General features: G+C 54.5%; 10 protein-coding genes. 7 read left to right on the forward strand and 3 right to left on the reverse strand.

The window, feature by feature from the left end; genetic code table 11:
• The first annotated feature begins 81 nt into the window (after positions 1-81).
• From J5J10_RS17460 to J5J10_RS17490, 7 genes are all read left to right on the forward strand, one after another.
• On the forward strand, positions 82-2,526 hold the full coding sequence (locus J5J10_RS17460) for a DEAD/DEAH box helicase family protein (protein ID WP_211930833.1): 2,445 nt from the start codon (positions 82-84) through the stop codon (positions 2,524-2,526).
• 2 nt (positions 2,527-2,528) lie between these two features.
• The gene (locus J5J10_RS17465) at positions 2,529-3,404 is read left to right on the forward strand and encodes an FRG domain-containing protein (RefSeq protein WP_211930834.1); all 876 of its coding nucleotides are present in this window, start codon (positions 2,529-2,531) and stop codon (positions 3,402-3,404) included.
• A gap of 4 nt (positions 3,405-3,408) precedes the next feature.
• A complete protein-coding gene (locus J5J10_RS17470; RefSeq protein WP_211930835.1) occupies positions 3,409-4,863 on the forward strand; it encodes a class I SAM-dependent DNA methyltransferase in 1,455 nt (484 codons plus the stop codon).
• Positions 4,860-6,578 carry a restriction endonuclease subunit S gene (locus J5J10_RS17475; RefSeq protein WP_211930836.1) on the forward strand — a complete coding sequence of 573 codons (1,719 nt, stop codon included), beginning with the start codon at positions 4,860-4,862 and terminating at the stop codon, positions 6,576-6,578. The genes J5J10_RS17470 and J5J10_RS17475 overlap by 4 nt, the downstream gene beginning before the upstream one ends.
• Positions 6,575-8,053 (forward strand): hypothetical protein, encoded by a 1,479-nt coding sequence (locus tag J5J10_RS17480; protein WP_211930837.1) that lies wholly within the window; start codon positions 6,575-6,577, stop codon positions 8,051-8,053. Before J5J10_RS17475 ends, J5J10_RS17480 begins: the two co-directional genes overlap by 4 nt.
• Positions 8,054-8,276: 223 nt before the next feature.
• Positions 8,277-8,609, forward strand: a complete 333-nt coding sequence (locus J5J10_RS17485) for a hypothetical protein (protein ID WP_211930838.1) — start codon at positions 8,277-8,279, stop codon at positions 8,607-8,609.
• 112 nt (positions 8,610-8,721) lie between these two features.
• Complete coding sequence (locus tag J5J10_RS17490) at positions 8,722-9,657, forward strand: restriction endonuclease (protein ID WP_211930839.1); 936 nt, start codon at positions 8,722-8,724, stop codon at positions 9,655-9,657.
• A gap of 321 nt (positions 9,658-9,978) precedes the next feature.
• Here the strand turns inward: J5J10_RS17490 and J5J10_RS17495 are convergent, their stop codons facing one another.
• From J5J10_RS17495 to J5J10_RS17505, 3 genes are read right to left on the reverse strand one after another with little or no spacing between them, the layout of a single operon-like run.
• On the reverse strand, positions 9,979-10,968 hold the full coding sequence (locus J5J10_RS17495) for a patatin-like phospholipase family protein (RefSeq protein WP_211930840.1): 990 nt from the start codon (positions 10,966-10,968) through the stop codon (positions 9,979-9,981).
• Positions 10,958-13,165 (reverse strand): hypothetical protein, encoded by a 2,208-nt coding sequence (locus tag J5J10_RS17500; protein WP_211930841.1) that lies wholly within the window; start codon positions 13,163-13,165, stop codon positions 10,958-10,960. The genes J5J10_RS17495 and J5J10_RS17500 overlap by 11 nt, the downstream gene beginning before the upstream one ends.
• Positions 13,166-13,193: 28 nt before the next feature.
• Complete coding sequence (locus J5J10_RS17505) at positions 13,194-14,144, reverse strand: alpha/beta hydrolase (RefSeq protein WP_211930842.1); 951 nt, start codon at positions 14,142-14,144, stop codon at positions 13,194-13,196.
• Between the last annotated feature and the right edge of the window lie 92 nt (positions 14,145-14,236).

The following is a 14,236-nucleotide window of genomic DNA, read 5'->3' on the forward strand; positions in this document are numbered from 1 at the left end:
GACTGCCCTCAGGGTTGCATTGACGCTGCGAACACTATTCATATTGTGTAATCAAAGGGATTGTGGGGGAACGACATCCGGATGGACAAGCGCTCTTTGACGGAACGCGATATCTGCACGAAGTTCATCTTGCCGGCCGTCAAGCAGGCCGGTTGGGACATGATGTTGCAGGTCCGGGAAGAGGTCTTCTTCACCAAGGGCCGCATCACCGTCCGTGGCAAGCTCGTCGCCCGCGGCAATGCCAAGAAGGCGGACGTCGTCCTCTACTACAAGCCCAACATTCCGATCGCCCTCATCGAGGCGAAGGACAATACTCATGCGGTCGGCGATGGTCTGCAGCAGGGGCTGGACTATGCCGAGACGCTGGCGATCCCCTTCGTCTTCGCCTCGAATGGCGATGGTTTCGTGTTTCACGATCGCACCGGCTTGCGGGACGTGAAAGAGGAAACCCTTCGCCTCGACCAGTTCCCGTCTCCGGACAACCTTTGGCAGCTCTACAGTCGATGGAAAGGCCTGGACACCTCTGCCGAAGAGCTTGTGCTCCAAGACTATTACGATGACGGCAGCGGCAAGGCTCCGCGCTATTATCAGGTGAACGCCGTCAACGCTGCCATCGAGGCCATCGCCAAGGGGCAGGATCGCGTCCTGCTGGTCATGGCGACCGGTACGGGCAAGACCTACACCGCCTTCCAGATCATCTGGCGACTGTGGAAGGCCAAGCGCAAAAAGCGCATCCTGTTCCTGGCCGATCGCAATGTGCTGATCGACCAGACAATGATTGGCGACTTTCGTCCCTTTGGCGGTGTGATGGCCAAGCTCTCCACCAAGTCGAAAACGATCGAACGTGCGGATGGGAGCAAGACTGATGTGAAATTGGCTCTGGATCGCAAGCGCCGCATCGATCCATCTTTCGAAATCTACCTCGGCCTCTACCAGGCCATCACCGGCCCCGAGGAGCGGCAAAAACTGTTTCGAGAATTCTCGCCAGACTTCTTCGACCTGATCGTGATCGACGAGTGTCATCGCGGTAGCGCTGCGGAGGATTCTGCGTGGCGTGAAATCCTTGAATATTTCTCCGCTGCCAGCCAGATTGGTTTGACGGCGACGCCGAAGGAAACGGAGTACGTTTCCAACACCGCCTATTTCGGCGAGCCGGTCTTCACCTACTCCCTGAAGCAAGGCATCAGCGACGGTTTCCTTGCACCCTACAAGGTGATCAAGGTCCATATCGACCGTGATGTCGAAGGCTATCGACCGGAGAAGGGCCAGCTTGATCGCGACGGCGAGGAAGTAGAGGATCGCATCTATAACGCCAAGGATTTCGATCGGACCCTGGTCCTGGATGACCGCACCAAGCTGGTGTCCGCCAAGGTGACCGAGTTTCTCAAGGAGAGCGGCGATCGCTACCAGAAGACCATCGTCTTTTGCGTTGACGAGGAACACGCTGCCCGCATGCGTCAGGCGCTCATCAACGACAACAAGGACCTGTGCGATGAAAACGCCCGATACGTCATGCGCATCACCGGCAGCGATACGCTCGGCCAGGCACAGATCGGCAACTTCATTGATCCTGAATCGCGCTACCCGGTGATCGTCACCACATCGCGGCTGCTCTCCACCGGCGTCGATGCCCAGACGTGCCGCCTCATCGTGCTGGATCGCCCCGTCGGCTCGATGACCGAATTCAAGCAGATCGTCGGACGCGGCACGCGTGTGCATGAGGATACGCAGAAATTCTATTTCACCCTTATGGATTTCCGCGGCGCGACGAACCATTTCGCCGATCCCGAATTCGATGGTGATCCGGTCCAGATTTACGTGGCAGGTGAGGATGATCCCATCACGCCGCCGGATGCGGAGCCTCCGGGCTTTGAAGACAATGGCCAGGATGAATACACAACTGAGCCACTGACCACCGGTGGCGAGGAGGTGACGTTTCCGGGTGGCAGCGGCGAACGCCAGAAGAAGGTCTATGTCGATGGCATCAGCGCCAAGGTCATCGCCGAGCGTGTCGAATATCTGGATGCCAATGGCAAACTTGTCACCGAAAGCCTACGTGACTTCACCAAGGCAGCGCTGCTGCGCCATTTTGCCAGCCTCGATGATTTCCTGAAGCGCTGGAAATCGGAGGAGCGCAAGGACGCACTGGTTAAGGAATTGGCGGCAGAGGGCCTGCCACTGGATGTGATCGCCAAGGAGCTCGGCATCGACGTCGATCCCTTCGACCTCGTCTGCCATATCGCCTTCGACCGCAAGCCGCTGACGCGTCAGGAGCGTGCCAACAACGTGAAGAAGCGCGACGTATTCGCACGCTATGAGGGGAAGGCGCGGGCAGTTCTGGACATGCTACTGAACAAGTATGCGGATGAAGGCGTCTTGAACCTCGATGATACCAATGTGCTGCGGGTACCCCCGGCCAATACACTCGGCATGCCTGTGGAGCTTCTTCGCGCCTTTGGTGGCAAGGCAGCGTTTGAAAAGGCAGTTCACGACGTACAGGCTGCAATGTATGACGAGGCGATCTGACAATGGAGCTCATCGGCGCTCAGAAAATATGGTCGTACTTCGGCGAACAAACCAATTCTATGAATGTTTCCACCCAGACAGTACGCTCAGGTCCTGGGCACTTCGTGGAAAGTTACTTAGATTTGGCGAAGAAGGTTGCTGAGCTACAATTCAAAAATCGTGAGCATGTGTTGGTTTTTCGGGGGCAACCCAAAGATTACATGACCAGGGCGAATAAGGTGCCTCGGAGCCTACTGAAAGCGAAGATCTTTCGCTTGGAAGGCTCCAGAATTCCGCCTCCTAAAATACTGGAAAGCCGCTTTAAGAAGCTGACTTTCGCGGAATCCGAACTCCAGAACGCTTACAAGATCGAGAGATTAGAAGGTAGCGACCAGCTGCGGCGGCAACGCATTCTTCGATGGGCGATACTTCAGCATTATGAAGTTTGCGACACACCATTACTGGACGTCTCTCATTCCCTCCGAATCGCGACGTCATTTGCCGCCCACAAGAACACTGGTGATAGCGCCTATCTTTTCGTATTCGGCATTCCAAATTTGAGTGGAGCCGTAACTGCGAGTTCCGAAGCGGGACTGCAGATTATCCGCCTCGCTAGCGCTTGCCCTCCGGATGCGATCCGGCCGCACATTCAGGAGGGTTATCTTTTGGGTGAGTATCCCGAAGTCAGTGACTTCGGGGTCGAGAGTGCCTACCAGTACGGTGAGATGGATTTTGGTCGGCGACTGGTTGCAAAGTTTAGGTTCAACCCCAAGCCCTTCTTGTGCGATGAACACTACCCGCTTGCCAAAGATGATGCCCTTCTTCCGTCTGGTCGTCGCGACCCGCTGCTGGATATTACCAGCCGCATTTACGCCAAACTCGAAACGATGAAGTTTTAGTCCCATGTCAGTCCGTAACACCGTCAAATCCATCCAGGATATCATGCGTCAGGATGCCGGCGTTGATGGCGATGCCCAGCGCATCAGCCAGCTCTGCTGGATGTTCTTCCTGAAGATCATGGACGATCAGGACCAGGAACTGGAGCTGACGCAGGACAATTACGTCTCGCCCATTCCGGAGAAATTCCAGTGGCGCAACTGGGCGGCAGACCCGGAAGGCATCACCGGCGAGGCGCTTCTGAACTTCGTCAACAACGAGCTCTTCCCCGCCTTGAAGGCTCTTCCGGCTTCGGCGCAAGCCGGAGATCGTCGCCGCGTGGTGCGCGATCTCTTCGAGGATGCCTATAACTACATGAAATCCGGCCAGTTGATCCGCCAGGTGGTCAACAAGATCAGCGATGTCGATTTCAACAGCCTGACGGAACGGCAGCATTTCGGCGAAATCTACGAACAGATTTTGAACGACCTGCAATCGGCCGGCAATGCGGGTGAATACTATACACCTCGGGCGCTGACCTCCTTCATGGTGGAACGCATCGACCCCAAACCCGGCGAGACGCTGTTCGACCCCGCCTGCGGTACCGGCGGATTTTTGACCTGCGCCATCCGCCACATGGAGAAGAACCATGTGCGCACGCCGGAGAGCCGCGAGAAGATGCAGGCCGGTTTGCGGGCCGTCGAAAAGAAACCGCTGCCGCATATGCTCTGCGTCACCAACATGCTGTTGCACGGCATCGAGGACCCGAGCTTCGTGCGCCACGACAACACGCTCGCCCGCCCGCTGATATCGTGGGGTAAGGATGAGCGCGTCGATATCGTGCTGACCAACCCGCCCTTCGGTGGGCGCGAGGAAGACGGCATCGAAAACAACTTTCCGACCTTCCGTACCAAGGAAACTGCAGACCTGTTTCTGGCGCTGATCGTGCGTCTGTTGAAGGATGGCGGCCGCGCCGCCGTGGTCCTGCCGGACGGCTCATTGTTCGGCGAGGGCATCAAGACGCGACTGAAGGAACATCTGCTGGAGGAGTGCAATCTTCACACCATCGTCCGCCTGCCCAATTCCGTCTTCAAGCCCTATGCCTCGATCGGCACCAACCTGCTATTCTTCGAAAAGGGCACGCCGACCAGGGACATCTGGTACTGGGAACACCGCGTGCCCGAGGGGCAGAAGGCCTATTCCATGACCAAGCCGATCCGACAGGAGCATCTGCAGGATTGTGTCGATTGGTGGGGTGACCACGAGCGCAAGGGCCGCGAGGAAGGCCCACAGGCCTGGCGCGTGACCCTGGAAGAGGTGAAGGCGCGCGGCTATAATCTGGATTTCAAGAATCCGCACACGGTGGCCGATGAGCATGGCGACCCGGAGACCCTGCTGGAAGAGCTAACGACTGCCGAGATCAGTGCGGCCCGCCTGCGCGACCAGCTGAAGAGCATTCTGGCCGAGGCACTGGCCCGATGAATGCCGAGCGCCTGTTGCAGCATTACGAACAGATTGCCGATGCCCCGGACGCGATTGCCCGGCTACGACAGTTCATTCTCGATCTGGCCGTGCGCGGCAAGCTCGTGCCGCAAGACCCGGCGGATGAGGCGGCGTCGGAGCTGCTGACAAGCATTGCGGCTGCGAAGGCGCGTCTAGTGAAGGCCGGCAAAAATGGGAAATCTAAAACTTCGCTTCCGGTGCCTTCGGAGCAGGTGCCTTTCAGCGTCCCCGACGGTTGGGTTCTGACCCGCTTAGGCGACATAATTATACTTCTTTCGGGCCAACACCTACAGCCATCGGAATACTCAGAGGTGGCAGGGGCAGGCGTTCCTTACATCACGGGACCTTCTGATTTCACGGCAAACGGGCTGAGGATTTCACGGTATGCGCTCGTTCGAAAAGCGGTTGCGCGGAAAGGCCAACTGCTACTAACCGTCAAGGGGTCGGGTGTAGGAAAGACGACCATTTGCGATCTGAATGAAGTTGCGATTAGCCGTCAGCTAATGTCTTTGACGCCGATTGGCTGGGACTTGCGCTTCTTAGAAGTTATCACGCATCGGTTGGCAACCGCTCTCCAATCTCAGGCTCGGAGCCTGATCCCTGGTATCGCACGGGAAGACGTTGAAGATTTCGTGTTTCCTCTCCCACCCCTCGCCGAACAACACCGCATCGTCGCCAAGGTCGATGAACTAATGGCGTTGTGCGACGAGCTGGAAGCGGCGCGAACGGAGCGGGAGACGAAGCGGGACCGGCTGGCGGCGGCAAGCCTTGCCCGCCTCAACACCCCAGACCCGGAAACCTTCCGCGACGACGCCCGCTTCGCGCTCGATGCCCTGCCGGCACTCACCGCGCGGCCGGACCAGATCAAGCAGCTGCGCCAGACAATCCTCAACCTCGCCGTCCGTGGCAAGCTCGTGCCTCAGGACCCGGCGGATGAGCCGGCAGAAGAGTTGTTGAAGCGAATTGCAGGCAAAAAGGCGGACAAAACTCGGAGGGCAGAGCTGAGGCGCAATGGCTTGCCGGACGCCTCGCTCCGCAGAGAGGAAGGGTTGGAGCCTTGTAATTGGACTTGGACTCAGCTGGGAGAGGTCGCGCTCTCTATGCGCTATGGGACATCCGTAAAGTGTGACTACGGCACGAAAGGTGCACCCGTACTGCGTATACCCAACGTCGCGGCTGGTCGCATTTCGCTGGATGACATAAAGTTTGGGCCCCTGTCACCAACTGAGATTCAAGACCTCAGCCTTTTGGCAGGCGACATTCTGCTGATAAGGTCGAATGGCAGCCTGGAGATCGTAGGCCGAGCGGCCGTTGTCACGCCGGATGCAATAGGAATGTCCTTTGCCGGTTACCTCGTCCGCCTGAGAACTGACCCCACCGAAATTGATCCCGCTTACATTTGGTTAGCTCTCCAGTCATCCGAAGTGCGCGACCAGATTGAACAGCCTATCCGGTCAGCTGTTGGCTTAAAGAACGTCAACTTGACAGAATTCGGAGCACTGACTTTCCGGCTCCCACCGCTCGCCGAACAACACCGCATCGTCGCCAAGGTCGATGAACTCATGGCGCTATGCGACCAGCTGGAAACCAGCCTGACCAGCGCCGACGAGACACGGAAGAAACTGCTCGACGCGCTGCTGGCCGAGGCGCTGGCACCGGTGAATGCGGAGGCGCTGCAGGAGGCTGCGGAATGAGTGTTTCGATCGCAAACGCCGAAAAAATCTTACGCGCCCGGTTTGGCGCGCCTGTTAAGGCCCCGACGGACTATGTCATAGGCTTCAACACACCGCCTGGCCGTGTTCTCGCCATTCACCGGACCAACAGTGAGCTGAGCATCTGGTTTCAGCCGCCCGCGCCACCTGAGATTGATGGCGTCAGACTGATCCCCTATGCCAAGAACTCCAATCTCAATGGGCCTCTGGCACCTTTGGCCGCACCATCGACCTTGCGGGTTGAGATTGATACAGAAGGTGCGCTCATTCGATTTCTTGACTGGTACTCTGGCCCGAACGAGGTAGTCGCCGGCTCCCTTCCGTCATATCCGGGCAATTTTCCCACCACTTTTCAGCGATTCCAGCGTCTTGTAACGGCTAGAGATAAGGGGCATCCCTTTTCCAACTTCCAGGAGGGGCTCGCGGCGACCTGGGAAGATTACAAGCCGAAGCTCCGGGAATACGCGCTGACGCTTCTAACCTCAGAGAGCTGGTCGGAAGCCTCTATCGGGTCTGGTACGATTCTTCGCCGTGTGATTGACGCCATCGAAATTCAGGACAGTCGCCGCAACCTGACGAACAATCTCGTCTTTTGGCAGAACCGGTATGGCCACGCCAACCGCAATCACCATGTTTTCATCGAGGCGCAGACGAACCCGAAGCTGCGCAGGGAAATCGAGCGACTGCTCTATGCCCTCTATGTCGGTGGCGGAGATGAGGGCGTGCTCTTCGAGGAACTGAGCACCATCACGGGGGGCAAATACCCCTTGCTGGCTTACCTGTATTTTCTGAAGGACATGGATCGCTTTACGCCGATCCAGCCGACAGGCTTTGACCGCCTGTTCCGCGAGATCGGCATCAATTTCTCCACGCTACGCCAGTGCAGCTGGGAAAATTACCGTACCTTTCTCGACCTGCTTCAGCAGATGCGACCGCTGATCGCGCAGGAGGCAGGCTTGAAGTCTGTTCGCCTGATCGACGCGCATTCCTTCTGCTGGATTTTTTCGAATCTGATCGCAATGGAGGCCGAAGGTGAATTAACGCCTGCGGCCGGTTCGAAGGATGACGGACGGGTTCTTGGAGCGATCGATAAGTCTGTCATCGCAATGCGGATATCTGTTGAGAACACGGTCAAGAATGCCAACGGCCAACTTGTGCAGCGAACCTTGAAAAACAAAGAGCTGCGGATGACGTCGCAGCAGCTTGAGGCCTTGATCCGTCAACTTCTGAAGCAACAGGATAACAAATGCGCGTTGACAGGCATCCCTTTCCAGTTCCAAGGCCAGCATTACGATAAGAACCTCCTGCCGTCCCTCGACCGGAAAGACAGCAACGGCCACTACGAGGAGGGCAATCTGCAGGTCGTCTGCCAGTTCATCAATTTCTGGAAGGGGGATACCGACAATGAGGAATTCCGGCGATTGCTGAATGTGGTGCGCGGGCTGGAGGAACAGTAAATGCGACGATTGACAGTAGGGGAGTGCGATGGGGCAAGGTGATTACCATGGTGGAAGCACCGTCATTGGCCCTCGGTCAGGATGGTTTTCCGGGATCGATACTCGACAAGAAAATTCATCGAAGTCGAAGAAACCCTCTCCTGCTGCGCTAAGAGAAACATATCGTCTGCAGTATATCCATTCGGTAGTTCAGGCGGAACTAGCAGGCAGGGTGCCGCCGCCTTTGCACAAGAAGGCCAGAGCCTCCCTTCAGAGGACTGTTGCAGACTGCGGAGGGCCAACGGCCTGGGCTAGGTCCCAGCCAGAATACAAGCAGGTTCGCGAGAAGAAGGTAGCAAAGAACAAAACAAAGGCAGAGCTGCGAGTGGCCGAGGATGTAAACCCACCGGCCGCGGAAGCCAAAGCTCAGACAGAGCAGGATATTGCAGCCCACCTAATCGTCATAGAAGCAGCTCTAGCCCAGGTAAGGGTTTTAATGGGACACATCGCTGACCGTCAGGCAAAGATCGAAGAGCTTTTGAAACAGGGTGTCGAGCGTGTTGTTGTCGATACCTAAGTTCATGTCACGCGGATGCAACTGAGTTCAGTGGCAGGACGGAAGCGCGAGGCCTGACTTCAGGTTACCTTTCATTTCTCCGCCTATGCCAAGGCGGTTGGAGCCAGACCCAATGGCAATCCCTGATTATCAATCCCTCATGCTTCCTGTGCTTCGGCTCGCCGCCGATGGCGAGACCCGTGTACCGGATGCGGCGGAAAAGCTGGCCGACCAGCTGGGTCTGTCTGCGGCGGAGCGGGAGGAGATGCTGCCGAGTGGACGTCAGCGCATTTTCCACAACCGCATCCACTGGGCAAAGTTCTACATGACCAAGGCCGACCTGATCGACAGCCCGGCGCGCGGTCGCTTCGTGGCAAGCCCGGCGGGCAGGGCGCTGCTCGCCACCAACCCCGCCGCCATCAATGTTGATACGCTGAAAACCTATCCCGCTTTTGCCGAATTCTACGCGTCCAGTACATCGGGCGCCGGCAGCGCGGATGCTGCGTCAACCGGCGCCGGTGAAACCATCGATGCAACAACATCCGCCACGCCGGAAGAACAGATCGATGCCGCGCAGGCCGTGCTGCATCAGGCCTTAAAGGCGGACCTGCTGCAACGCATTTTGGCGCAGAGCCCGGCCTTCTTCGAGCGCGCCATCGTCGATCTTCTCGTCGGAATGGGCTATGGCGGCAGCCATGAAAATGCCGCGCGCCGGTTGGGCAAATCGGGCGATGGCGGCATTGATGGCGTGATCGACGAGGACCGCCTCGGCCTCGATCGCATCTATGTGCAGGCCAAGCGCTACGCTTCCCATGTCGGCGTCGGCCGGCCAGAAGTGCAGGGCTTCCTCGGCAGTCTCGTCGGTGTCGGTGCCGCCAAGGGCGTCTTTGTCACCACATCCAGCTTCTCCGCCCCGGCCATCGATTTCGTTCGCCACCTGCCGCAGCGCATCGTCCTCATTGACGGTAACAGGTTGGCCGATCTGATGATCGAGCACGGGGTTGGTGTACGCATCGCTCGCATCGTGGAGGTGAAGCGGCTGGACGAGGATTTCTTCGTCGAGGACTGATGGTAGAACGTCACGTGGATGCGGAAATCCTTTCCGCATCCACGTCCGTTGTCGGTCAGTTCGCGGCGTTGTGTTAGCTTGTTGCCGGTCTCGATCTGCGCTTGAGCAAGGCGGTTACGGCTTTTCCAACGAAGAGCGGAACGGGCGCTTGAAGAGCCGCAGCCAGCTTCTGCAATTCGTCGACATCGATCTCTGGATGCTTGCCCTCATCGGGAAGTTCGTCAATCAAGATCGAGAAAACTTCGACGCTGAAGTTTTCGCTTTCGCGACCGCTCAAGTTCTCTAGCTGTTTCAGCCTCTTGAGACTCCTATATTCTCTGTCTATGCTGCCTTACGCCTCGGATGGTAGCCATCGCGTGAGACAGGAAACGAAAGAATTTCGGCGGTATGGTCATAAGACATTGCTGCAGCTGCGACTAGACGATCGCGGTCCACAGTCAACCTACTGACCGTATCAAGTCCAACAGGTAGTGAAATATAAGCAGCGCTAACGCCGCAGTCGGTGCGACCCGCATGTAACTGTCTAAGGTGGTTGTTGATGGAAAAATTTCTATTGTAATATAGATCAAACATTTTTCCACCGTAAAGCCTTTGAAGTACAATTGCCTCCAGCTTAGTGTATAGACTCGGAAGTGCCCTCTCTAATTCTTTTTCGGTTCTCGTCAGTAATGCGAGTATGTGTGTGGCACCCGCGCTGATGGCGGAGTCAATTGCGATCTGTTGGAGTAGTCCTCCGTCCAACAATCGCCGCCCATCAACTGTTGGCGCTGAACCTGCAATGAGTGGCATCGAAATTGAGGCTTTCATAATGCTGCGATAATGCTGATAGTCCTTGAAATCCGAAACTATATAAGGCGTAGCAGCATCAATGTCGGTTGTTGCTATGTAAAGTTTTGCCCTTGCCGAGACCAAAGACTGAAAATCAAGCGGCTTCTTTTCAACCATCGCGCCGTCGACTAGATAGGCAGTGTCCATAATCGCGCGCCTTCTGAACAGATTCGCGACGTTAATGAAGTCCTTGTTGTTTATGTCCTCGTAATACAAACTTGTGCCGAAGCTAGCTTGCCCAGCTAGAAAGTAAGCTCCTGTAGCAGCACCGGCTGAGGAGCCGTGAACGCTGTCAAAGTACCTCGTTAGCCCCATGTCCTCCAAGGCGGAAACCATACCGCCGGCGGTAACTGCCCTCATTCCTCCGCCCTCGATTACCAAAGCGACATGGTACGGGTCGTTGACAGAGCCTGCTGCTAGCCGATACGACAATATCTCTCGGACACTTTTCAGTGCAGCTTCAGTTTGAAGATTACGCGCCATTTATCCGGCCCTTATCATACAGTCCAAGTTCGGCAGACCAGACGTCAGGCGTGTTCTGCTCCGGGTAAATGTGGCCCCAAAACCATATCATCGCTGCGGCTTGTAACCAGAGAACAAACAACACCGTCGTTTCGGAGTCGAAACCTGGAAGCGATTTGGAGGACGGCCCCACGTCCAGCCAACCCCCATATGCGATCAAATAGCTGAAGAGCAAAACGGTTACAACGTTCAGTATAGTTCGTAGTCCCCACATTTTCACAGCGGATTTGGAAGCGCCACCGAAGTTGCGCTTGTGCGAGAGCGATACCATAAGGAACCCGAACACGAGACCGACGACCACTATCGGTACAACGAAAAACTCTGGGGCGAAGGACAATGTAATCCCGAGGAAAACACCAAGCGGTGCCAAAGCGTGCCCAACAAAGCTGTGAGTTCCGTTTGCAACATTCTGAACGTACGCCCGATTAACGCGGTCGATGTATGAAACCCAAAAGACGTGCGCGAGGAATAGCGGAGCGTAGTATAACGGTTGACTGTAGTATGAACGGACGTTTTCCTCCGAAAATGTGATCAAGGCAGCGATGCCGTTAACCCAATCAAAAATGGGGCGGCCAACCGCATAAACCTGTTCGGGAAATAGTAACCGCAGCAAACCATAAAAGCAGAATACAAAAACGGAAAAATACCCAACAGCAACAAATGGGTTGTCGAAAGTTTTAGGAAAGTAATTCGGAATAGTTAACGCTCTAGTGTGGACTCTGTTTTCAGTCAGGAAGCGGATGGCATCGACAGCTGTGGAGTTGATATTCATCTTATCGCTCTTCAGCGCTCGGTCTGCTAGTTTCTCGTGTTTGAGACGATAAACTTCGTTGCCGTCTTCTCGTTCCTTGCTGAGCATTCCGATCGAGGACATGTGCGTCACAACCGAGCCGACATCTGCAATTGGGTAGTGGCAAAGGCCAGCCAGTCTTTCCAAATCGCAGGCTTGGCCTGCAACACGATTCTCGTTAGCGATCGCAAAAAGCACCACGTCGAAAAGCGCGCGTGACGTCGGGCCGCTTGACGCTACCAAGCCCTCGAAGGCAGCATCGAGATATATATCGATTAAATCGTCGCCTGTAAGTGTGGCAGCACCAAGTCGCATTTTGACGTCTGATCGCTCACCAAGCTTTTCATATAAAAAGCCTCCCATGTTTAGAAGGAATGTATTGGCTTTTTCTTGTGTGCTGACTTTAGAGATGGCGAAAAGTCGCTCAACAGCGCCGTTTCCACCAAACAGGTTCCGAAGATGGTCCTTCAACCTATAAAACACATCTTTGTCGTCAACGTAATTTACGCCCCAAAGCATGTAGAACTCGACGTAATTGTCAATATCAACACCATTTGATTTTGTATTAAACATGCTGCTGAGTGACCCAAACATGTATTCGCTACGTATTGCAAATACAGTCCGGAAATTCTCCATTTCTGCGAGCTTGTTTAGTATAACCCGTACGGCTTTATTTTCAGCCACTATGCGTGAGTGGTCGCTAGAGGAAGAGTCGTATCGAAGGAAGTATCTCTCAACCTGATCGAATACTAGCAGTACGTTCCTTCCTTGGAATTTTTCCGAAAACAAACTGTCGACTTTTGCGCCGAGGTGTTCAGCGTCAATCGATCCATTCTCAAACTGCCGAAGAATATCATGGACGTGACGTCGGTCATCGTGGCTTTCAAGCGTCTCGCCGATTTTGAAGAGGACCTGCTCGCAAATGTTATCGTAGTGGTCGAACCTAATAATCTGATGGTCAGTGAAGCGTGATGGTATAAGGAGATTAACCATTGTGCTTTTTCCGGTGCCCGATGGCGATACCAGAAGTATGTGCTTCGCCGGATTCTCCCTAATCAGCACTTCTATCTCTTCTTCGACCGGCTCGCGTCTCCAGGGCTGCCAAGTCTCGTCAACTGGAAATGGAACAAATTTTCCGTCCGCGGGTGGCATCTGCCTCGCTCTGTAGTTCTCCCGCGTTTCGATATAAGCACGGTAGGAAAAACAGCCTATTACAAATAATATTATGTAAAATGCTATCGGCGGAATGTAATCACTATTAAACGGAGATACTATACTCACAATTAGAACAATTATGTTCATTACTTGAAATGCTGCAGACCCTTGAAGAGTCGCAAAGAAGTTCCCCGTAGACTTCTTGTTTTCCATCGAAGATTTTCTCCAGGAGCAGAATTTATCAGGCCTTTGAGGACGCTGTTGTTAAGAAAGGAAGCGCTACAGCATAAAATTGCGCTTGGATCGCATCAATTTCTTGCAATATTTCGTGTTCCGAATTCTCCATTGACACGAAGCGCGACGACTTCATTCTGCTCGACAATATACAAGCCTGACGATATGAGACAACTCTGTCAGCTTTGGTCGCAAAAATTAGAAAAGGAATGTCTACGTTCTCTATGTCTTTTCTTGTTTTCAATCTGTATCCAGCGTTTAGTGTTTCTCTTAGCCAGCGCCAAGATGGCGGGCCAAGCGATAGATCAGGAAAACGTCTGGTGAAGTTTTGATTTCTTTGAAATCGTTTAATGTCTGAGGTGAGATCATTTCCAATGAAAGACTGCTCTGCATAATCTCTACTTACTTGCCTTTCTCCTTTACCGAGGGTGCAAGCCAGTGAAGCGATATGACGGGCTACGTTCCTTGTTGGACTGGCATCAGGCATTCCCAAAAAAGGAGCAGAAATTACTGCAGCCGCTATCTTTTTCGAAAGTGCCTTGGCGGAGCTGAGAGTGACCAATGCACCCAGCGAATGTGCAACAATTAGGATAGGCTGCTTGAAATCGGAAGCTTCCAAAAATCTGATAACAGCTGCGAGGTCTTCCTGGTAGTCGCTGAAATTTTCTACATGTCCCACGCGTCTATCGGCAAGTAAGCGAGACGACCCACCTTGACCTCGCCAGTCAAACGTTGCTACGTCAAAGCCTGAAGCGCATAATGTGACTACTGTTTCATAGTACTTTTCGATATATTCGTTCCGCCCCTGTGCGACTAATATAGTTCCCTTTGGTTCATTGTGACGGCTCTTAAACAACGCATAACGTAGTCCTACTCTGTCTGTGACTTCAAGAATGCCTTGATCATGTGTAGTTGGTTTGGGATTCTCTGCCGTCTCAAATAGAAAATCTGCGATCATCGGTTGCTCTTAATTTGTGCTGGTGCCGCGTGCATTAACTTCAAGAGCATAGACCGTATCAATAAATTTTGGTTTCTCAAGCTAGGAACTCG

The sequence above is a fragment of the Ciceribacter sp. L1K23 genome, from assembly GCF_018122705.1.
Lineage (GTDB): Bacteria > Pseudomonadota > Alphaproteobacteria > Rhizobiales > Rhizobiaceae > Allorhizobium.

Coding starts and splice junctions, on each gene's coding strand:
- J5J10_RS17460 (WP_211930833.1), top strand. CDS start 82: ATGGACAAGCGCTCTTTGACGGAACGCGATATCTGCACGAAGTTCATC.
- J5J10_RS17465 (WP_211930834.1), top strand. CDS start 2,529: ATGGAGCTCATCGGCGCTCAGAAAATATGGTCGTACTTCGGCGAACAA.
- J5J10_RS17470 (WP_211930835.1), top strand. CDS start 3,409: ATGTCAGTCCGTAACACCGTCAAATCCATCCAGGATATCATGCGTCAG.
- J5J10_RS17475 (WP_211930836.1), top strand. CDS start 4,860: ATGAATGCCGAGCGCCTGTTGCAGCATTACGAACAGATTGCCGATGCC.
- J5J10_RS17480 (WP_211930837.1), top strand. CDS start 6,575: ATGAGTGTTTCGATCGCAAACGCCGAAAAAATCTTACGCGCCCGGTTT.
- J5J10_RS17490 (WP_211930839.1), top strand. CDS start 8,722: ATGGCAATCCCTGATTATCAATCCCTCATGCTTCCTGTGCTTCGGCTC.
- J5J10_RS17495 (WP_211930840.1), bottom strand. CDS start 10,968: ATGGCGCGTAATCTTCAAACTGAAGCTGCACTGAAAAGTGTCCGAGAG.
- J5J10_RS17500 (WP_211930841.1), bottom strand. CDS start 13,165: ATGGAAAACAAGAAGTCTACGGGGAACTTCTTTGCGACTCTTCAAGGG.
- J5J10_RS17505 (WP_211930842.1), bottom strand. CDS start 14,144: ATGATCGCAGATTTTCTATTTGAGACGGCAGAGAATCCCAAACCAACT.